The sequence below is a fragment of the Streptomyces sp. NPDC001406 genome (assembly GCF_042895285.1).
Taxonomy (GTDB): domain Bacteria; phylum Actinomycetota; class Actinomycetes; order Streptomycetales; family Streptomycetaceae; genus Streptomyces.
In genome coordinates, this window is sequence record NZ_JBIAWG010000002.1 from 519,557 (window position 1) to 539,169 (window position 19,613).

Genomic DNA, 19,613 nt, shown 5'->3' on the forward strand with positions numbered 1-19,613 from the left:
CGACCGTGGCCGGCCGGGTGCAGAGATTTCCGGGGGGACGCCCCGGGACCCCCGCGTCGGCCGGCCGCGGGGGTCCTCCGGACCGTGTCGGTCAATTGACCTCCGAGAAGACGAAGGAGAACTCGGTGGGCTCGGCCCCCAGGTAGTACTGGGGCAGGGGGCCCGGGCCGCAGGACTGGGAGCCGATGCCGTGCTGGCCGTGGTCGAGGTTGACCCAGACCGTGTCGCCCGGGGTGAGGTCGGTGCGGTGGGCGGCGGCGTCCAGCTGCTCGGTGGTCCAGCGGCGGGCGGTGAACCAGAACTCCGGGTCGCCCTCGACGCGCAGACCGCCGATCTCCGCCCAGCGGACGTCGGCGCGGGCGCCGTTCTCCTGCGGACGCACGTAGGGCGTCTGCAGGTCGTCCACCGTCGACTGCCAGCGGCCGACCGCCGACGCCGACCTGGTGTCCGGATACGCCTCGCCCGGACCGCCGCCGAACCACTCCACACGGTCGGCGGCCGACAGCCCGAGCCGGATGCCGAGCCGCGGCAGCGGTACCGTCCAGTCGCCCTCGGGGGACACGGACACGGTCAGCTTCAGCCGGTTGCCGTCCGACGTCCAGCGGTACACCGTCGACAGGCCCACCTCCCGGGCGGCGGGCGCCACCCGGGCGCGTACCGTCAGGGCGTCGTCGCCCAGCTCCACGCCGTCGAGCCGGTGCCGCATCCGGTGCAGGCCGAGCTTCCGCCAGAGCAGGCCGTAGCGGACGTCGGTCTGCCAGGCGGCGCCGTCGTCGTTGTCGGTGGTCGCCCGCCACACGTCCAGACGCAGACCGGTGACCGGCACGCCGCCGACGGTTCTGAGCGCGCCCGTCCGGGCGTCGAAGGAGGCCGGGCCGAGCGTGATCAGCCCTTCGCCGAGCGCCGGCCCGTCGGTCGCGACGACGGACGGAGTCTGCCGCGCCGACACCGGGAACTGGCCCCATGCCACCACATGGTCCTTGGGTGCCCACGGGGTGTCGGCGGCCGTCAGCGCCCGTACCGTCCACTGGGTCTCACCGTGCGCGGCCGAGGGCGCCTCCGGCAGCTTCACGTCGGCCGACCCACCGGGTGCCAGGGTGGGCACCTGGAGGCCGCCCGACGCGACCGTCTCGCCGTCCACCTGGTACGACCACGCGAAGGCGAGCGCGGACAGATCGGCGAAGTCCTGCCGGTTGGTGACCCGGACGGTGCCGTCGGCGCCGTCGCCGTCGATACGGACCGGCTCGATCACCTTCTTGTACTCGATCAGCCCGGGGGAGGGCCGCCGGTTGGGGAACAGCAGCCCGTCGCAGACGAAGTTGCCGTCGTGCAGCTCCTCGCCGAAGTCGCCGCCGTACGCGAACCCGTACCGCTCGTCCTTGATGCCGTGGTCGATCCACTCCCAGATGAAACCGCCCTGGAGCCGGTCGTAGGACTCGAAGATCCGCTGGTAGTCGGCGATGCCGCCGGGGCCGTTGCCCATGGCATGGCCGTACTCGCAGAGGATGAAGGGGAGTTCGCGGCGTCGGCGGGTGCCGCCGTCCAGGCCGCGGCCGATCCGCTCGACCTCCGCGTGGTCGGCGTACATCCGTGAATAGACGTCCGTGTCACGGCAGTTGATGTCGCCCTCGTAGTGCACCAGCCGCGAGGAGTCCCGGCCGTGGATCCACTCGGCCATCGCGGTGAGTCCGCGGCCGGTGCCGGCCTCGTTGCCGAGCGACCAGATGACGACCGACGGGTGGTTCTTGTCGCGTTCGACCATGCGGGCGGCGCGGTCGAGCAGGGCCGGGGTCCAGCGCTCGTCGTCGACGGGGTTGTCCCGCCAGCCCTGTTCGGTGAAGCCGTGGGTCTCCAGGTCGCACTCGTCGATCACCCACAGGCCGTACTCGTCGCACAGGGCGAGGAAGGCCGGGTGGGGCGGGTAGTGGGAGGTGCGCACGGCGTTGATGTTGTGCCGCTTCATCAGCAGCACGTCCTCGCGCATGGTCTCCAGGTCGAGGGAGCGGCCCTTCTCCGGGTGCCACTCGTGCCGGTTGACGCCCTTGAAGAGGACCGGCCGGCCGTTGACCTTGATCAGGCCGTCGTCGAGCGCGACCGTCCGGAAGCCGATCCTCAGCGGCACCCGCTCGCCCTCGGTGGCCAGCACACCGTCGTACAGCTGGGGTGTCTCCGCGGTCCACGGCCGCACCGGGACCGTCACCGGCTCGCCGGTCGCGATGTCGACGCCCAGGTCCGGCACGGTGACCCGGCCGTCCACGTCGGAGTCGACGCGCAGGGTGCCCTCGCCGGTGACATGGTCGTAGGAGGCGTGCACGAAGAAGTCGAGGACGGCACCCGCCGGCCGGTGCAGCAGCGTCACGTCACGGAAGATGCCCGGCAGCCACCACTGGTCCTGGTCCTCCAGGTACGAACCAGCCGACCACTGGTGGACCCGTACGGCCAGCACATTGCCGGCGGGCTTCAGCAGCTGGCCGACCGCGAACTCGTGCGGCAGCCGGGAGCCCTTGAACTCGCCGATGTCCGTGCCGTTCAGCCAGACGCGCGCGCAGGACTCCACGCCGTCGAAACGCAGCACCGCGCCCCCGTCCGACGGCCAGTCGGACGGCAGGTCGAAGATGTGCAGATGGTCACCGGTGGGGTTCTCGGTCGGTACGTGGGGCGGGTCGACCGGGAAGGGATAGAGATGGTTGGTGTAGATGGGTGAGCCATGGCCCTGGAGGACCCAGTGGCCGGGGACCGAGACCTCCGCCCAGTCGCCGGAGTCGAAGCCCGGCTCGGCGAACGAGTCGTCCTCGGCGTCGGCGGTGGCCGACACACGAAGACGCCAACTGCCGTTCAGGGAAAGAGATGCGGCGTCCGAGGATGCGTACCAGGCCCGGGGCGGCAGTGCCCCGGAGCCGGGTGCCACGTCCTCTACGTAATCGATGGCCGACGGGGAGGTGCGGAAAGACATCGGTCTCCTAGCTCAGCCCTTGATGCCGGTCTGTGCGATCCCCTGGACCAGCCAGCGCTGGAGGAAGAGGAAGACGAACAGCAGGGGCAGGATGGAAATGGCGGTGGCCATGAAGATCAGGTGGTAGTTGACGGTCTGGTTGGTCATGTACGAGGAGAGCGCGACCTGGACCGTCCAGGCGCTGGGGTCCTGGCCGATGACCAGCGGCCACAGGAAGGAGTTCCAGCCGTTGATGAAGGTGATCGTGGCGATCGCCGCGAAGAAGTTCAGCGAGTTGGGGACGACGACACGCCAGTACGCGCCCCAGTAGCCGAGCCCGTCCACGCGCGCCGCCTCCTCCAGCTCCTTCGGGAACCCCAGGAAGTACTGCCGGAAGAGGAAGCAGGTGAAACCGCTGAACAGGCCCGGAATGATGAGACCGCGGTAGCTGTCCACCCAGCCGAGGGACGAGACCAGCACGAAGCTGGGCACGAAGGTGACGGCGGCCGGGACCATGAGGGTCACCAGCACCGCGTAGAAGATCTTGTTGGCGTGCCGGTAGGGGATACGGGCCAGGCCGTAGCCGGCGAGTGAGCACACGAAGAGCGTGCCGACCGTGTGGAGTATGCCGACGACCAGCGAGTTCACCATCGACTGTCCGAAGTCGACCGTGGGGTCGTCGAACGGCTCGGTGATGTTGCTCCACTGGATGTGGGTGGGGAAGAACTTCCAGTTCTCGCCGGTGATCTCCGGATCGGTGGAGAGGGCGTTGCGGATCAGCAGATAGAAGGGGACGAGGAAGAAGAACGCGGCGACGCTGATGGCGACGTACAGGCCGGTGGAGCTCATCACTCCGCCACCGCGCCGGACGCGGCGCTCCGGGATGGTGGTCACTGGGGCTAGTCACCCTTTCCGAAGCCCATGATCCTGCCCTGGAACAGGGTCACGACACAGATCAGCAGGGTCAGGATCACCGCTCCGGCGCTGCCCGCTCCGTAGTTCTGGTTCTGGCCGAGGGCCGTGTAGTAGAGCTCGACGAGCGGCGGTCGGCCCCAGGTGGTCTTGGACAGCAGGTTGAAGAACTCGTCGAAGGCCTGGTAGGCGGCCACGAGCAGCAGCAGGATCACGGCCGTGGAGGTGGCGCGCAGCTGCGGCAGTGTGATGTGGCGGAAGGTCTGCCAGCCGGGCTTCGCGCCGTCGATCGCGGCGGCCTCGTACAGCTCCCGCGGGATGTTCTGCAGCGCGGCCAGGAACAGGATCATGTAGAAGCCGGACTGCAGCCACAGCCGGGCGGTGAGGATGACCAGCCAGTACCAGGGCGGGTCGGGGTTGGCCAGCCAGGCGACGTTGTCCACGCCGAACCAGCCGATGACGGTGTTGGCCAGGCCGAAACGTACGCCGTTGAAGATGGACATCTTCCAGATCAGCGAGGCGGCGACATAGCTGCAGGCCGTCGGCAGGAAGAACACCGACCGGTAGAACGCCCGCATGAAGCGCAGCCGGTTCACCAGCAGCGCCAGGCCGAGTGAGACCGCCCAGGTGGTGGGCACGACGAACGCGGCGAAGACGGTGAAGGTGACCAGCGAGCCGGTGAAGTTGCTGTCCGTCAGCATCTGCCGGTAGTTGTCCAGGCCGACGAAGTCGCTGGGCGTCACGGTGAAGCGGGCCTCGAAGAAGCTGAGGTAGACGCTCCAGCCGATGGGGATGTAGACGAAGACGATCAGCCCGATGAGGAACGGGCTGGTGAAGAGCCAGAAGTTGAACGTGCGGCTGCCCCGCAGCCCCCGCCGCGGCCGGGCCTTGTGGGTCTTGGCCGGGGCGGGGCTCGCGAGGCCACGCGTGGTGGTCGTCGACATGTCGTGGTCCGTGTCCGTCCGGCGGTCTATCCGAAGAGCTTCTTGAGCTCGGCGCCGACCGTCTTGTCGCACGTGTCGAGCGCGGCCTCGGGGGCACCGCCCTTGCGGACGCAGTCGGCAAAGACGTTCTCCGTGGCGGTGATCATCGCCTGGGTCCAGCCGATGTTGTCGAAGTGCCCGTACTCGTTGAAGAGCTTCACGCCCTCCGCCGGCAGGCCCGACTTCAGCTTGGCGGCGGACTGCGCGATGGAGGTGCGCGGCGGGATGTGGAAGCCGTACGAGGTCGCCCAGTCCTCCTGGTACTTCTTCTGGTCGATCCACAGCCACTTCACGTACTCCTTGGCCGCGTCGACGTTCTTGCCCTTGGCGTTGACGAACATCGACCAGCCGCCGTTGTAGACGGACGGCTTGCCCGCGTCGGTGACCTTCGGGAACGGCATGATGCCGAGGTCGTCGCCGAGGGTCTGCTGGAACTGCGGCATGGCCCACATGCCGCAGAACTGAATCGCGCACAGGCCCTGGTTGAGCGCGGAGGGGTCCCAGAAGTCGGCTGGGGCATCGAGCAGCAGGTGCCCGCTGGTGAAGAGCTTGCGCATCTTCTTCAGACCCTCGACCACGCCGTCGGTGTGGTAGGCGATCTCGTTCTTCGCGTCGAGGGTGTCGGCGCCGGCCGACCAGATCAGCGGGTTGATGACCGCGTGCAGGTCGTTGCCGAGGAACAGGCCCTTGACCTTGCTCGTGGTGAGCTTGGCGGCGGCCTCGATCAGCTCGTCGAGGGTGGTGGGCGCCTGGATGCCCGCCTTCTCCAGGAGCGACTTGCGGTAGAAGAAGAACTGCGGGTCGTCGATCATGCGGACGCCGTAGATCTTGCCGTCCACCGTGTGCGACGTGATGTCGGCCTGGTTGAAGTCGGACTTGACCGGCTCGATGATGTCGGTCAGATCGGCCACCTGACCGCTCTTGACGAGCTGGAGCTGCGGGTGGAACTCGAACAGGTCCGGCGCCTGATCGGTGAGCAGCGAGGCGAAGAGCTTGCTCTCGAAGTTGGAGCCGGTGATCCACTGCGTGGTGACGCTCGCGTCCTTGTACGCCTTCGCGTAGCGCTTGATCGCCTGCTCGGTGCCCGCCTCGCCGTACGCGTGGAAGTACTGCACGAGGTTCTTGCCCGAACCGGAGCCGCCCCCACGGCCGTTGTTGCTGCCGCACGCGGCCAGTGTGCCGGCGGCGGCCATGCCCGCGGCGGCGCGGAACAGTGATCTGCGGGACCAGTTGCTGTTGCTCATTGCCGACATGCTGACGTCCTTGTCTCGAAGTGCGGCTGCGGCTCTACGGCTTGGGCCAGATGGCTCGGATGTGCTGTGCGGAGCGGGACGTTAACCTTCGGCTAAGGCTTCGGCAAGGGGTTGGACGAAGTCTGTTCGAAGCGTTGCATCCGGTTCGGAATCCCGAACGTGAGGAAATGGCAAGGGAGTTGAGGGCCGCCGGGTCAGGGGTGTGGCCGGCGGCCCTCGGTCCAGCGGGGTGTTACTGCCTGGTCCAGGCCTCGTTGGTGCCGCCGTTGCAGCTGTAGAGGATCACGGCGCTGCCGTCGGTGGTCGCCTGTCCGCCGACGTCCAGGCACTTGCCCGTCGCCTCGTTGACGATCTGGCCGTTGGAGTTCAGCAGCCAGCGCTGTGTGGCATCACCCGTGGCGGCCGCTGTCGCGAGCCCGGAACTCCCGGCCGTCAGATAGCCGTTGAGGCCCTTCAGGGTGCCCTTCGCGTCGAACGACCACGACTGCCCGGCGGCGCCCGTGCAGCCGGTGATCGTGGTACCGGAGGCGTCGGCCGTCAGGCACTTGCCGGACTGCTTGCCCTGGAGGGCGCCGGTGAGGGCCGTGCTGCCGTGGCCCTGGCGGTCGAGGACATAGGTGGTGACGGAGCGGGCCGCGAGCGTGGCGGACATCGTGCCGCCGCGCACCGAAGGCCTGGCCACGTCGGCCCAGTTCTCGTCCGCCGAAGTCCGCACCGCCTTCGTCGCCCGCAGCGGCGACCTGCTGTTGAAGTGCACATCGAGTGCCGTGTCGGTGGAGTTGTGGTTGTTCACCACGACCACCCACGTGCCGTCCCGGTCGTATGCCGACACCTCGACGCCGTCCGGTGCGCCGGTCACGTTGTGCGCGACCGCGCCCGGCTTCACGAACTTGCTGTACTGGCCCAGCGCGTAATAGCGCTTGGTGAAGTACAGGGTCTGATTGCCGTTCGTCCTGTAGTCCGGGTCGTAGTAGATCAGGCCGTCGTTCCAGCCGTCGCCGTTCTTCGCCAGCGGATCGCTGCCGATCATCTCCGACAGCGCGACCCACCACTGGAACGCCGAGTCGTGCGCGGTCGCGAAGTCCTTGTAGATGATCCGGGAGAGGTTCAGACCGCCGTCGATGGTCGGGTCGTACTCCTGCGCCCAGCCGGTGCCGCCCTTGCCGAAGCAGCAGATCTCCGTGGACCAGGACTGCTTGCCGGCCGCCTTGGACGTCTCGTAGACCTTCGCCCGGTCCCCGTCGCCGGGGTTGTCGTAGGTGTGGTGGGCGAGCTTGGCGACGTACTGGGCGGTGCCCGGCTGCGAGATCCACTGCGGGACCTCGGAGTTGAACTTGACCGTACTGGTGGACTCGTCGGCGATGATGCCCGTCCGCTGGTGCCGGGAACGCTGCTCGGCGCCGAGGGCGCGCACGATGTCGTCGCGCTGGGCGGGGTCGACGAGCATGCCTTCCTGACCGCAGGAGTCGAAGCTGTTCGTCGGCTCGTTGAAGGGGCTGATGTAGTCGAGCCGGACGCCCTGGCGGGCGAAGTGGTCGGTGACATCGGCCACGTACTTGGCGAAGTCCTGCTCGCTGTCCGCCTTCAGATAGCCGCCGCAGCTCTTGTTGTTGGTCTTCCACTCGGCGGGCGCGCTGTTGACGAAGCCGATCAGGTCCTCGACGCCGTACTTCGCGGCGGCGTACAGGAAGTAGCGGCCCGCCCCGTCCTTGCTCCAGTCGTAGGACCCGTCGTCGTTCAGGAAGTCCTCGGGGGCGCGGGGCGCGTAGCTGACGCCGGTGCCGCCACCGCCGATGTTGTAGCGGTACGCGCTGAGGTCCAGGCCCTGGGAGGAGAACAGCAGCCGCGCCACCCGGGCCTGCACCTTCGGGTCGAAGTTCCGCAGGTCGTTGACCCACCAGGCGCCCGAGGCGCCGATGTCGTCGATGGTCTGGGCGGCGTGGGGAGAGACCTCGGCGGTCGTGGGGGTGGCCGCCGAGGAGGGCGGGGCGGATATCAGGGGGCCGGCGACGGCGAGTGCGGCCGCGGCTGTCAGGAGGACCGATCTCCTGGTGCGGGGAGTCGTGGTGCGGGGGTGAGACACGTGCATCCCTTCCGTCGTCATGAAGGCGGTGCGGTACGGCTCCTTACGGGGGTGGTGCGCTTGCTTCCGTTCCTCTGCCCGACGGACTGCAACGCCCCTTCCAGCGCGAACGTCGCCGCGCCCAGGGACACCGGGTCGGTGGGGATCGGGGAGAGGACGATCTCGGTGGCGGCCAGCGGCCGCCGCAGCGCGTGCCGGGCGACGGCCTCGCGCACCTCGCCGAGCAGCGGCTCGCCCAGCCGGGCGGCGACCCAGCTGCTGAGCACGACCACCTCGGGGTTGAGGAGATTGATCAGATCGGAGATGCCGGCCCCGAGGTAACGGGCGGTGTCCCGCACCACCTTGACGGCCACCGGGTCGTTCGCGTCGACCGCGCGCGCCAGCGCGTCGATCGTGGCCGTCTGGTCCTCGGGGTGCAACAGTGCGCTCCGCGGGCTCAGTTCACGCAGGTTCTGCATGATGCCGGGCGCGCCGACATACGTCTCCACACAGCCGTGGTTGCCGCAGTGGCACAGCCGCCCGTCCAGGACGAGCGTGGTGTGCCCCCACTCGCCGGCGCTGTTGCTCACACCCCGGTGCAGCCCGCCGCCGAGCGCCAGTCCGGCGCCGACTCCGGTCCCGAGGTTCACCACCACGGCGTCCCCGCGCCCGCGCGCCGCCCCGAACCACAGCTCGGCGACCGCGCAGGCGCGCAGCGGGTTGTCCAAGTACAGGGGGTAGGCGATGTGTTCGGAGAGCAGGTCGAGCAACGGCACGTCGTGCCAGTCCCAGTTGGGCGCGTACTCGGAGACGCCCGTGTCGCGGTCCACCTGGCCCGGCACGCTCACCCCGACGCCGAGCACCCGCGCCGCCTCCACCCCCGCCTGCGCGACCACCGAGCCGACGGCCGCCGCGACATGGCCGACCACCTGCTCCGGGCGGCTCTCGCCGGGGCGCATGTCCTCGTCCGCGCGGGCAAGGACGTTCAGCGCCAGGTCGAACAGCTCGACATGGACGTACGTCTCCGCGATGTCGACGCCGATCAGCGCGCCCCCCGACGCGTGGACGGCCACGAGACCGCGGGGGCGACCCCCCGCCGAGTCCTCGAAACCGACCTCTGTGATCATACGGAGGTCGAGCAGCTCACCGACGAGCGTGGCGACCGTGGCCAGACTCAGTCCGGTGGCGGACGCCAGCTCCTGCCGTGAGGTGGGCGACGCGGCGATGATCTGGCGCAGCACCTCGTAGCGGTTCGCGGTGCGGATGTCACGTGATGTGCGCTTCACGGAGCTGCCCCTCCCATCCCGTCCAGGCCGGGCCGGGCACAACGGCACCGGCGCGGCGCAAGGCTATGGGCTGCGAAGGACTTTCGACAAGGGGTTAGGAAAGGGGGTTTATAAAGTCGGCCGCAGGGCATCCCGAAGTCAGTCGCCCAGGGCATCCCGTACGAAGGCGTTGGCGAATTTGCCACCGGGGTCGAGGGCCCGGGCCAGGGCGCGGAAGTCGGCCATGCGGGGATAGCGCCCACGCACCACCGCGGTCGGGACGGTGAACACCTTGCCCCAGTGCGGACGCGGATCGAAGGCGTCCAGGGCCTCCTCGACCCGGCGGACGACCGGGAGCACCGCCGCCGTGTCCGCGATCCAGGTGAAGTGCAGGGCGACCGAGTCACGGCCGTGGGCGGGGCTCAGCCACTGTGGGTCGGCGGCGACCGTACGCACTTCACAGGTCTGCAGCACGGGGGAGACGGTCTCACGCACCGCGTCGAGCGCGTTCAGCGCGTCGACGGCGGCCGACCGCGGCAGCAGATACTCCGACTGGAGCTCGTCACCGCTGCTCGGTGTGAACTCGGCCCGGAAGTGCGGCAGCCGCTCGTGCCAGGGCCCCGGCACCCCGAACTGCTCGGTGCAGTTGACCGCGGGCATCCCCGGCACCGGGTGCAGCGCCTCGGTCGCGGGCGCGGCCCACGGGAAGTGCGCGGGCGGCTGGTCGGTGCGCCGCTTGAGCCACACCTGCCGGAAACCCGGCTTCCGCCAGTCGGTGAACAGGCTCACGCTGTACGCCGACGCCGCCACCGTCTCGAAGTCCAGCCCGGCGAGCGGCAGTTCGGTGAAGACGTGCTGCTCGACCTCGTACGACGGCTCCAGGTCGAGGACGAGCGCGGTCACCACGCCGAGCGCGCCGAGCGAGGTCACGGCCCCGTCGAAGCCCTCCTGCCCCCGAGCGATCGACACCGGTGAGCCGTCCGCCGTGACCAGCTCCACCTCGCGTACGGCCACCGCGAGCGGGCCGTTGCCGACCCCTGAACCATGTGTGCCGGTGGCCACCGAACCGGCCACCGAGATGTGCGGCAGGGAGGCCATGTTGGGCAGGGCGAGGCCGTGTGCGTGGACCGCGCGGGCCAGCTCCGCGTACCGGACGCCGCCCGAGACCCGTACCGTACGGGCCGTGGTGTCCACGTCGAGCACCGGCGGCAGACCGGCGATCGACAGCAGGACGCCGTCGGCGCCCGGGTCGGCGATCTTGTTGAAGGAATGGCCGCTGCCCAGCACCCGCACCCTTGAACTCCCGCTCACCAGGGCTCCGAGCGCGTCGAGCGAGTCGGGCCGGTGCAGCTCACCGGCCGTGTAGGTGATGTTGCGCGCCCAGTTGGTGACCGTCTCCGTCATCCCTGTCGTCCTCCCGGTGAGTGCCTCCATTGACCCTCTCATCCGCCCCGACCTACCGTAGAGAACGGTTGCTGTCGGTGCGTCACCGAGCCGGAAGGGCCCTTCCTTGCCCGAGCGTCTCCAGGCCATGTTCGCCATGAAGGCCGAGAACGTGCCGCACGTCTTTCCGCCGGAGGTGCTCGCGCGACTGCGTGAGTGCGTAGAAATCGATCCCACCGCGGTGGCCGAGGACTTCACCGACCCACGGCTGCGGGAGGCGCTCGCCCGCACCGAGGTCCTCATCACCGGCTGGGGCTGCCCCCGCCTGGACGAGGCGGCCCTGGACGCGGCCCCGCGGCTGCGCGCGGTGCTGCACGCGGCCGGCTCGGTCAAGGGTTTCACCACGCCCGAGGTGTGGCGGCGCGGCATCGCGGTCTCCTCGGCGGCCACGGCCAACGCGCTGCCCGTCGCCGAGTACACCCTCGCGATGATCCTGCTCGCCGGGAAGGGCGTCTTCGCCTTCCGCGACGAGCTCCGCTCCCGGCGCGCCTTCCCCTACGGCGACATCGTCCCCGGCACCGGCAACTACGGCCGCCGCGTCGGCATCGTGGGCGCGTCCCGCATCGGCCGCCGACTGATCGAACTGCTGCGCCCGTACGACCTGCGGGTGAGCCTCGCCGACCCGTACGTCGACGAGGCGGAGGCCGCCCGGCTGGGCGTCTCCTTGCTACCGCTCGACGACCTGCTGCGCACCGCGGACACCGTCACCGTGCACGCCCCGGAGACCCCGGAGACCCGACACCTCCTGGGCGCCCGTGAACTGGCCCTGATGCCGACCGGGTCGGTCCTCGTCAACACCGCCCGCGGCTCCCTGGTCGACCATGACGCCCTCGTCGCCGAACTGCGCGCCGGACGCCTGACCGCCGTCCTCGACGTCACCGACCCCGAGCCCCTGCCCGCCGACTCGCCCCTCTTCGACCTGCCCAACGCCTTCATCACCCCGCACCTCGCAGGTTCCCAGGGCAACGAACTGGCCCGCCTCGGCCACACGGTCACCGAGGAAGCCGCCCGGCTGCTGTCCGGCGAGGGCCTGCGGCACGCGGTCGACCACACGGTTCTGGAACGGGCGGCGTGAGCGGCGCGCCGTAGCGGGGGCCGGACAAGCGGGGGAGCGAGAACCGAACGGCGACGAAGCGGACGCGGCCCGTGGCGAGCGGGGACACCTCGACGGTGCGGGAAGTGGCCGCGCGGGCCGGAGCCTGTGCGTCGACTGTCTCGCGGGTCCTTGGCAGCACCTGTCCGGTCACCGCGGCCATCCGCGCCAGGGGCCTGACGGCGAAGCGCAAGCTGGACCACGTGGTCAACGGCCACGTCCGTGCGCCCGGTGCCGCCACCAACAAGACCATCGGCGTCGTCGACGACGTGACCGGCCCCTTCCGCGCGCACATCGCGCGCGGAGTGGAGGAGCAGGCCGCGGCCGAGGGCCGGGCGCCGACGTGGTCGCCGTGGTGGGCGGGTCTGGGGGTGAGCACTACCGGGGGCTGCATGACCCGCGTCGTGCACGGCCTGGACCGGGCGGGTTCCCGGCTGGTCCTGGTGGGCCGGCCGCAGCTCGGCCCTGGCATGCCCGCCACGGTCATCGACCACTACGACGAGGGCGGCGCCTGCGCCCTCACCGGCCACGTCCGGCGGCCGGCCACCACCGCATCGCCCACCTCGGCCGCGTCCGCAGCTACGGGAGCGCCCTGGCTTGCTGCGGATTTCGTTGGATGACGTGGAGCGAACTGCTGTAATCGACGGTCATCTGGTCAAGGCGCCGCGATATCGATAGCGTCAGCGTATGGCCTCCGATCCGCTGCCCGCCCTCCTGCCGACGACCGACCTCACCCGCCACCGCCGACTGCGCGAGCAGGGCAGCCAGGACCGGCGCGAGCTGGACGCGATCCTGGACGCCGGTTTCGTCTGTCACCTCGGCGTGGTCGTCGAGGGGCGGCCGCTGGTCGTGCCGACCGTGTACGGGCGCGACGAGCGGGAGCTGTATGTGCACGGCTCCGTGGCCAGCCGCAGTCTCGCGGGGGGTACGCCCGTGTGCGTCACCGTCACCCACGTCGACGGCCTGGTCCTCGCCCGGTCCGTCTTCGAGCACGGGGTCAACTACCGCAGCGCCATGATCCACGGCGAGGCCCGCAAGGTCACCGACCCCGAGGAGAAGCTCGCGGGCCTCGCCCGGCTCACCGAGCACGCGACGCCGGGACAGTGGTCGTACGCACGGCAGCCGAACCGCCGGGAACTCGCCGCCACCACCCTGCTCGCCCTCTCCCTCGAACAGGCCTCCGTCAAGATCCGCACCGGCCCGCCCGACGACGGCGACGGACCCGACGCCGAGCTCGGCCTGTGGGCCGGAACCCTCCCCCTGACCTCGGTCTGGGGAGTCCCGGTGGCCGACCCGGCGCTGCCGCCGGACACCGCCGTACCAGAACACGTGGCGCGGCGCGAGGGGACCCGGCACGGCTGACGCACACCCGGGGGCATACCGTGAGGAGTCGAACGCCTGAGCCGGGAGGAGACACGGGATGGGCAGCCGCACCGCACTGGTCGAGGATCTGATGGAGAGGTTCCCGCACGTACCGCGGGAAGCCGTCTTCAAGGAGGACCTGCTCCGGGGCGGGGTCGCCTTCGACGCGTCGGCCCTCTCCGACAACGAGGGCGGCGAGGTCAAGCCGAAGTCGTACTTCATCTTCTCCTTCGACCACGGCACCCTGCCCGAACTGGGCGAGGCCGCGCTCAGGCGGCCCCCGGAGGAGATCATCCTCACCGGCGGGCCGTACGACCTGCGGCGCACCGTCGTGTCGGTGCGGGTGAACCCGACCTCGCCGTACCGGGTCGCAGCCGACGACGAGGGGCTCCTGGGGCTCTACCTCGACGGCAAGCGGATCGCCGACGTCGGCGTCCCGCCCATGCCCGAGTACTACCGGCACACCCTCTCCAACGGGAAGTCCGTGATGGAGGTGGCCCCCACCATCCAGTGGGGCTACCTCATCTACCTGACCGTCTTCCGGGTGTGCCAGTACTTCGGCGCCAAGGAGGAGTGCCAGTACTGCGACATCAACCACAACTGGCGCCAGCACAAGGCGGCCGGGCGGCCGTACACCGGCGTGAAGGACGTGGAGGAGGTCCTGGAGGCGCTGGAGATCATCGACCGGTACGACACCCAGAAGGCGTCCACCGCCTACACCCTCACCGGTGGCGCGATCACCTCGAAGGTCGCGGGCCGCGACGAGGCCGACTTCTACGGGCACTACGCCAAGGCCATCGAGGAGCGCTTCCCGGGGCGGTGGATCGGCAAGGTGGTGGCACAGGCGCTGCCGAAGGACGACGTGCAGCGGTTCAAGGACTACGGGGTGCAGATCTACCACCCCAACTACGAGGTCTGGGACCGCCGCCTCTTCGAGCTGTACTGCCCCGGCAAGGAGCGCTACGTCGGCCGCGACGAGTGGCACCGGCGGATCCTCGACTCGGCCGAGATCTTCGGCGCGCGCAATGTCATCCCCAACTTCGTGGCCGGCGTGGAGATGGCCGAGCCCTTCGGCTTCACCACCGTCGACGAGGCCATCGCGTCCACCACCGAGGGCCTGCGCTTCTTCATGTCGCACGGCATCACGCCCCGCTTCACCACCTGGTGCCCGGAGCCCACGACCCCGCTGGGCAAGGCCAACCCGCAGGGCGCGCCGCTGGAGTACCACATCCGGCTCCTCGAGGCCTACCGCGCCACGATGGACGACTTCGGCCTGTCCTCGCCCCCTGGGTACGGCGAGCCCGGCCCCGGCCGCGCGGTCTTCTCGGTGAGTTCCTTCATGGACAGCCTTCCGGCGGCGGACACGGCGGACACGGCGGAGGAGCCGGCGCAGGTGTGACCCCGGAGGGCTCCTCCTCGGCGGCGCCGGCGGTGTGCAAGATGCCCGTGAGAACGCTGAGTCGAAACGTGGTTGCGGTGCGTACAAGAGGGGGGAGTGGAGCCCAGGGCGTACGGAGGCGTCGCGTAAGTCGAATTCGGCAGGGAGCGGCGCCGGGCGGCCTTCGCCCGGTACCGTGTCCGCGACCTCGACGCGCGGTCGCCGTACCGGGCGGAGACTTCGGCCTTGCGGTCAATTCACTGATGGTGAGCGGGTGTTGCGTGACGGAGTGAAACCGGTCGCGCGACGGTCGGTCACCGGATTTGAATAGGCCGCTTGTCAGTTGTGTCGGAGACGTGAAAAGCTCCTGCCCTGCCGCGAGGTTCCCCCCGACTCCATTGCCAATATGGCGAGTTGACCTCGCTCGTGGATGCAGGAGACCCATGCCCGACCTGCCGACCCCCCAGGACGCCACCGAGGCCGCGCTGTTCTCCGAGTGCTGGGACGCGGTGCTCTCCTACGCGGACCTGTGCACGTCCGGCTCCATCGCGGCCAATCAGCTGGCCACCGAGGCGTTCGCGCTCGGCCTGCGCGAGGCCCGCGCCGCCCAGTCCGCACCGGTGCGCAGCGCGGGCCGCCGCCCCGCGCCCCGGCTGCCGATGATCCCGCTGCTGCTGACCGCCGTACGCACGACGGCGGCCGGCTGGGAGGCCGACGGCCTCGGCCACAAGCTCGACCCCGACCTGCGGCTGTGGCTCAACTCCGACAAGGCCACCCGCTACACCGGCCCGCCCCTGCAGCGCCCGGTCGCCCTGCGCGGCCTGAGGGACATGCAGGAGGCCGACGCGTCGCTGCTGTGGCTGGCCGAGGTGGAGGCACTGCCGCTGCCCGCCGTGACCCGCCGCCTGGGCCTCGACCCGGCCGCCGCCGCCCAGGAACTCGACCAGGTGCGCGGCCTGTTCCGCGACCGGTGCCATCGCGCGCACCTGGACACACCGATGGCCGCGCAGTGCCGCAGCTACGCCCGGCTGCTCGACGCGGTCACCCGCTCGCCCGTCGCCGACACCCCCGAGGACCTCTCCCGGCACCTCGCCACCTGTGTGCAGTGCGCGGAGGCCGCCGCCTGTCTGCGGCTGCACGGCGGCGGACTGCCCGCGGCGCTGGCCGGCGGAGTGATCGGCTGGGGCGGCCTCGCCTATCTGGAGCGGCGCCGCCGGGCCGCCGAGGTGCGGCTGGGCGCGGGCGGCCCGGCGAAGGCGGCGGAACTGGAGAACGGCGACCCGAGGGAGGGTGCGGGCCGCAGCCGCGTCCTGCGCAACGGCCTGCTGGCCGCCGCCATGCTGCTGTCGGTCATCGCGCTCGGCGTCTCGATAATGCCGTTCGGCGGCTCGGGCGACGACGTCGCGGCCGCCCACGACGACCGTGAGCCGGTCTCCGACCTCGACCCCTCGCTGCCGTCCACCGACCCGCTCCCGTCGGCCTCCTCCGCCACCACCCCCTCCGCGACCGAGGCGGCGGCGGCCAAGTCCGGCCACAAGAACCCCGACCCGGAACCCCAGGGCTCCTCCTCGTCCGCGTCCAAGAGCACCGAGCCGTCCCACCCCACCACCGCGGGGCCCGGCTGCCGGGTCGAGTACGACCAGGTGAACGAGTGGAACAACGGCTTCCAGGCCACCGTCACCGTGACCACCGCCGAGGCCCTGGGCGGCTGGCGCGTGTCCTGGTCGTTCCGCGACGGCCAGCAGGTCGGCCAGATGTGGGACGCCACCGTCAGCCAGAACGGCTCCCGGGTCACCGCCACCGCCGCCGACTACAACAAGTCGGTCGCCGCACACGGCACCCTCTCCTTCGGCTTCGTCGGCTCCTGGAGCGGCAAGAACTCCCCGCCGTACGGGTTCACACTGAACGGGAGCGCCTGCACACACGGTTGAGACGCCCACGGCCCACCGGGGACCCCGCGCGCGGTGCGGGGTCCCCGGTGGGCCGTGCGGGGGTCGGCAGCTCGCCTTGTCCGCGGGTCAGCAGCTCGACTTGTAGAAGTACTTGCTGACCGCGGGCTCGTTCATGTTCGCCTTGGTGATGGCGACCATGCTGGTGCCGACCGACTTCTCGACCTTCTTGCCCTCGAAGGCCGCGGCGAGCTGATCGACCGCCTGCCTGCCGATCGCCGCGGGATCCTGCGCGACCAGGACCTGCACGGTGCCCGCCTTGAGCGCCTCGACCTCGTCGGGCTCGGCGTCGAACGCGGCGACCTTCACCTTGCCCTGCTTACCGGCCTGCTTGAGACCGGTGGCGATGCCCTGGCCGGTGTTGGTGTTGCCCGCGAAGGCGCCTCCCAGGTCGGGATGGGCCGCCAGCGTCGACTGGATCTGCGAGGCCGCGGTGGCCGGCAGGTCGTTGTCGTAGAGGGTCGGCAGCACCTTGATGTCCGGGTACTTGGCCATCTCCTCGGTGAAGCCCTTGATCCGGGCGTCCGTGGTGGAGACACCCGGCTTCACGCTGATGACGATGACCGAGCCCTTCTCGTTCATCAGCTTGGCGAGCGCGTCGGCGGCCACCCGTCCGCCCTTCTCGTTGTCGGACGAGATACGAGTGATGCCGATCGAGGAGTCGGTGACCGTGGTGTCCACGAGCGCGACCTTGGTCCCGGACGACTGGATCTGCTTGAGCGACGGCGTGAGCGCGTTGGTGTCGACCGGAGAGATCAGCAGTCCGTCGGGCCGGGACGCCGCCACCGAGTCGAGCAGCGGACGCTGGACCGACACGTCCCACTGCGCGGAGCCGTCGGCACTGAAGTCCATGCCCTTGGCCTTGGCCTCGGCCTGCGCGGCGCAGGTCATGGTGATGTAGAAGGGGTCGCTCTTCACGCCCGTGATCAGCCTGACCTTCTTGTGGGCGGCGCCTCCCGCCGACCCCGAGCCCCCGCCGCTGTCCGACGAACCGCACGCGGCGGCGCCCGTCAGGGCCAGTACGGCGCCCACGGCGACCAGCACCCTGCGCCTGTTGCGCATGCTCGGCATACTCGACATAACGGTGTCCTCCTTGGTCATGAGCGCTCCCGGCTCTTCCTGCGCATCTGGTCGATGTAGACGGCCGCGACCAGCACGACGCCCACCGCGACGTCCTGCCAGTACTGCTGGACGCCGATGACGATCAGTCCGGTGGTGAGCACGGCGGGGATGAAGACACCGATCACGGTGCCCAGCACCGATCCGCGCCCGCCGAACAGGCTGGTGCCGCCGAGGACCACCGCGGTGATCACCTTCAGGTTGTCGGTGGAGTGTCCGGCGATGGACGTCGTGCCGTACGAGGCCAACCACATCACCGCGCCCAGTCCGGCCAGCAGTCCCATCAGCCCGTACACCTTGATCAGGTGCCGGCCCACCGAAATGCCCGCACGCCGTACGGCCGTCGGATTGGAGCCGATCGCGAGGGTGTGGCTGCCGAACCTCGTACCGCCCAGCACCGCGCCGAACACCGCGGTGACCACCGCGGCGAGGACCACCAGCCACGGGATGCCGAGCACCTTGCCGAAACCCAGGCTGTTCTGCAGATGGTTGGAGGCCGCACCGGCCGGATCCTGGCCGCCGGTGGCGAGTTCGGCCAGACCCAGCGCCGCGCCCAGACCGCCGAGGGTCACGATCAGCGGGGGCACCTTCCCGGTCGCCACCACGGCTCCCTGCAGCGCGCCCCAAGCGGTGCCCACGGCAAGGGCGATGACGACACAGACGGCCACCGTGCCCCAGCCGGAGGTGGCCCCACCATGGCTGATGTTGTACTTGCCCGCCGCCACCGCGGCCAGGACCAGCACCGAGCCGATCGACAGGTCGATGCCCGCGGTGATGATCACGTACGTCATGCCGACGCCGAGCACCAGATAGATGGCCGCGTTGACGGCGATCTGGGTGAGGTCGTACGTGGTGAAGAACTTGCCGGGCGCGGCGATGGTGAAGAACGCGACCAGCGCCACCAGGATCACGAAGGTCCACAGTTCGCTGACGTCGGCCGCCCGCCTCAGCCATGCCGGTACCGCGATCGCTCCGCCGGCGGACCGGGGCGGGTCCGCCACCCGCGCGGTCTGCTGGACTTCCTTGCTGTCGGCGGTCATGGTGCGTCCTCCGATTCCGCCGCACCGGCCGCGCCGAGGGCTGCGTTCTGCTGTGCGGGGCCGTCCAGCGATCCGGTCATGGCCCCGACGAGTTCCTCGATGGTGGTGCCGGCCGCCGTGAACGAGGCGACCCGGCGGCCCAGTCGCAGCACCTCGATCCGGTCCGCCACCGACAGCACCTCGGGCATGTTGTGGCTGATCAGCACGGTGCAGATGCCGCGGTCCGCGACCCTGCGGACGGTCTCCAGGACACGGGCGCGCTGTACGACACCCAGAGCGGCGGTCGGCTCGTCCATGAAGATGACCTTGTTGGCGAACGCGACCGCGCGGGCCACCGCGACGGACTGCCGCTGCCCACCGGACAACGTTGTCACGGCGGCCGTGACGTCCTTCAGTTCGACGCCGAGTTCCGCGAACGCCTTGACCGCCTCCCGCCGCATCGCGGGCCGGTCGAGCACGCCGATGCGCCCCAGCAGGCCCCCGCGCAGGAGCTCCCTGCCGAGGTAGAGATTGGCCGCCGCGTCCAGATCGGGCGCCAGCGACAGATCCTGGTAGACGGTCTCCACCCCGAGGCGCTGCGCGTCCATCGGGCCGGCGAACCGGACCGGCTCGCCGTCCAGTCGTATCTCACCGCCGTCGGGGGCGATCACGCCGGAGAGGACGTTCACCAGAGTGGACTTGCCGGCACCGTTGTCACCGATCAGGGCGACGACCTCGCCGGGATATGCCGTGAAATCGGCGCCCTGGAGCGCCTGGACGTGGCCGAAACGCTTGACCACACCATGTGCCGAGAGAAGCGGTTCCCTTGCAGAGGCCATGTTG

General features: G+C 70.2%; 15 protein-coding genes. 5 read left to right on the plus strand and 10 right to left on the minus strand.

Annotated elements, in window-relative coordinates; genetic code table 11:
- Positions 1-91: 91 nt before the first annotated feature.
- The 7 genes from ACFY1J_RS06460 to ACFY1J_RS06490 all read right to left on the minus strand — a co-directional run bounded on the left by ACFY1J_RS06460 (position 92) and on the right by ACFY1J_RS06490 (position 10,811).
- Entirely contained in the window at positions 92-2,953 is a 2,862-nt protein-coding gene (locus tag ACFY1J_RS06460) for a glycoside hydrolase family 2 TIM barrel-domain containing protein (RefSeq protein ID WP_390707299.1), read from the minus strand.
- 12 nt (positions 2,954-2,965) lie between these two features.
- A complete protein-coding gene (locus tag ACFY1J_RS06465; protein ID WP_390707601.1) occupies positions 2,966-3,781 on the minus strand; it encodes a carbohydrate ABC transporter permease in 816 nt (271 codons plus the stop codon).
- A 50-nt stretch (positions 3,782-3,831) separates the two neighbouring features.
- Entirely contained in the window at positions 3,832-4,788 is a 957-nt protein-coding gene (locus ACFY1J_RS06470; RefSeq protein ID WP_390707298.1) for a carbohydrate ABC transporter permease, read from the minus strand.
- A gap of 26 nt (positions 4,789-4,814) precedes the next feature.
- A complete protein-coding gene (locus ACFY1J_RS06475; protein WP_390707297.1) occupies positions 4,815-6,080 on the minus strand; it encodes an ABC transporter substrate-binding protein in 1,266 nt (421 codons plus the stop codon).
- 232 nt (positions 6,081-6,312) lie between these two features.
- Positions 6,313-8,169, minus strand: a complete 1,857-nt coding sequence (locus ACFY1J_RS06480) for a glycoside hydrolase (protein ID WP_390730778.1) — start codon at positions 8,167-8,169, stop codon at positions 6,313-6,315.
- Positions 8,170-8,180: 11 nt separating this feature from the next.
- Positions 8,181-9,428, minus strand: coding sequence for an ROK family protein (locus tag ACFY1J_RS06485; protein WP_390707295.1), 1,248 nt, complete (start codon positions 9,426-9,428; stop codon positions 8,181-8,183).
- A 138-nt stretch (positions 9,429-9,566) separates the two neighbouring features.
- The gene (locus ACFY1J_RS06490; RefSeq protein WP_390707294.1) at positions 9,567-10,811 is read right to left on the minus strand and encodes an FAD-binding protein; all 1,245 of its coding nucleotides are present in this window, start codon (positions 10,809-10,811) and stop codon (positions 9,567-9,569) included.
- Positions 10,812-10,917: 106 nt separating this feature from the next.
- On the opposite strand from ACFY1J_RS06490, the gene ACFY1J_RS06495 reads away from it, so the two are divergent.
- From ACFY1J_RS06495 to ACFY1J_RS06515, 5 genes are all read left to right on the plus strand, one after another.
- Positions 10,918-11,925, plus strand: coding sequence for a hydroxyacid dehydrogenase (locus ACFY1J_RS06495; protein ID WP_390707293.1), 1,008 nt, complete (start codon positions 10,918-10,920; stop codon positions 11,923-11,925).
- A gap of 71 nt (positions 11,926-11,996) precedes the next feature.
- Positions 11,997-12,563 carry a hypothetical protein gene (locus ACFY1J_RS06500; protein WP_390730779.1) on the plus strand — a complete coding sequence of 189 codons (567 nt, stop codon included), beginning with the start codon at positions 11,997-11,999 and terminating at the stop codon, positions 12,561-12,563.
- Between the two features lie 67 nt (positions 12,564-12,630).
- Positions 12,631-13,305 (plus strand): pyridoxamine 5'-phosphate oxidase family protein, encoded by a 675-nt coding sequence (locus tag ACFY1J_RS06505; protein WP_390730780.1) that lies wholly within the window; start codon positions 12,631-12,633, stop codon positions 13,303-13,305.
- Between the two features lie 58 nt (positions 13,306-13,363).
- Positions 13,364-14,704 (plus strand): radical SAM protein, encoded by a 1,341-nt coding sequence (locus tag ACFY1J_RS06510; protein WP_390730781.1) that lies wholly within the window; start codon positions 13,364-13,366, stop codon positions 14,702-14,704.
- Between the two features lie 422 nt (positions 14,705-15,126).
- Positions 15,127-16,614 (plus strand): cellulose-binding domain-containing protein, encoded by a 1,488-nt coding sequence (locus tag ACFY1J_RS06515; RefSeq protein ID WP_390707289.1) that lies wholly within the window; start codon positions 15,127-15,129, stop codon positions 16,612-16,614.
- Between the two features lie 87 nt (positions 16,615-16,701).
- On the opposite strand, the gene ACFY1J_RS06520 is transcribed toward ACFY1J_RS06515, so the two are convergent.
- The 3 genes from ACFY1J_RS06520 to ACFY1J_RS06530 are packed head-to-tail and all read right to left on the minus strand — an operon-like array spanning position 16,702 to position 19,609.
- Positions 16,702-17,694, minus strand: a complete 993-nt coding sequence (locus ACFY1J_RS06520; RefSeq protein WP_390707288.1) for an ABC transporter substrate-binding protein — start codon at positions 17,692-17,694, stop codon at positions 16,702-16,704.
- 35 nt (positions 17,695-17,729) lie between these two features.
- Positions 17,730-18,791: an ABC transporter permease gene (locus ACFY1J_RS06525; protein ID WP_390730782.1), complete on the minus strand. Its 1,062-nt coding sequence runs from the start codon at positions 18,789-18,791 to the stop codon at positions 17,730-17,732.
- Positions 18,788-19,609 (minus strand): ATP-binding cassette domain-containing protein, encoded by an 822-nt coding sequence (locus ACFY1J_RS06530; protein WP_390730783.1) that lies wholly within the window; start codon positions 19,607-19,609, stop codon positions 18,788-18,790. Before ACFY1J_RS06530 ends, ACFY1J_RS06525 begins: the two co-directional genes overlap by 4 nt.
- Positions 19,610-19,613: the final 4 nt, after the last annotated feature.

Bases quoted from the DNA above. Each gene is read 5' to 3' on its own strand.
- ACFY1J_RS06470 (WP_390707298.1), bottom strand. From the start codon at position 4,788: ATGTCGACGACCACCACGCGTGGCCTCGCGAGCCCCGCCCCGGCCAAG.
- ACFY1J_RS06460 (WP_390707299.1), bottom strand. From the start codon at position 2,953: ATGTCTTTCCGCACCTCCCCGTCGGCCATCGATTACGTAGAGGACGTG.
- ACFY1J_RS06520 (WP_390707288.1), bottom strand. From the start codon at position 17,694: ATGCGCAACAGGCGCAGGGTGCTGGTCGCCGTGGGCGCCGTACTGGCC.
- ACFY1J_RS06510 (WP_390730781.1), top strand. From the start codon at position 13,364: ATGGGCAGCCGCACCGCACTGGTCGAGGATCTGATGGAGAGGTTCCCG.
- ACFY1J_RS06515 (WP_390707289.1), top strand. From the start codon at position 15,127: ATGCCCGACCTGCCGACCCCCCAGGACGCCACCGAGGCCGCGCTGTTC.
- ACFY1J_RS06480 (WP_390730778.1), bottom strand. From the start codon at position 8,169: ATGCACGTGTCTCACCCCCGCACCACGACTCCCCGCACCAGGAGATCG.
- ACFY1J_RS06530 (WP_390730783.1), bottom strand. From the start codon at position 19,609: ATGGCCTCTGCAAGGGAACCGCTTCTCTCGGCACATGGTGTGGTCAAG.
- ACFY1J_RS06525 (WP_390730782.1), bottom strand. From the start codon at position 18,791: ATGACCGCCGACAGCAAGGAAGTCCAGCAGACCGCGCGGGTGGCGGAC.
- ACFY1J_RS06505 (WP_390730780.1), top strand. From the start codon at position 12,631: ATGGCCTCCGATCCGCTGCCCGCCCTCCTGCCGACGACCGACCTCACC.
- ACFY1J_RS06465 (WP_390707601.1), bottom strand. From the start codon at position 3,781: ATGAGCTCCACCGGCCTGTACGTCGCCATCAGCGTCGCCGCGTTCTTC.
- ACFY1J_RS06490 (WP_390707294.1), bottom strand. From the start codon at position 10,811: ATGACGGAGACGGTCACCAACTGGGCGCGCAACATCACCTACACGGCC.
- ACFY1J_RS06475 (WP_390707297.1), bottom strand. From the start codon at position 6,080: ATGTCGGCAATGAGCAACAGCAACTGGTCCCGCAGATCACTGTTCCGC.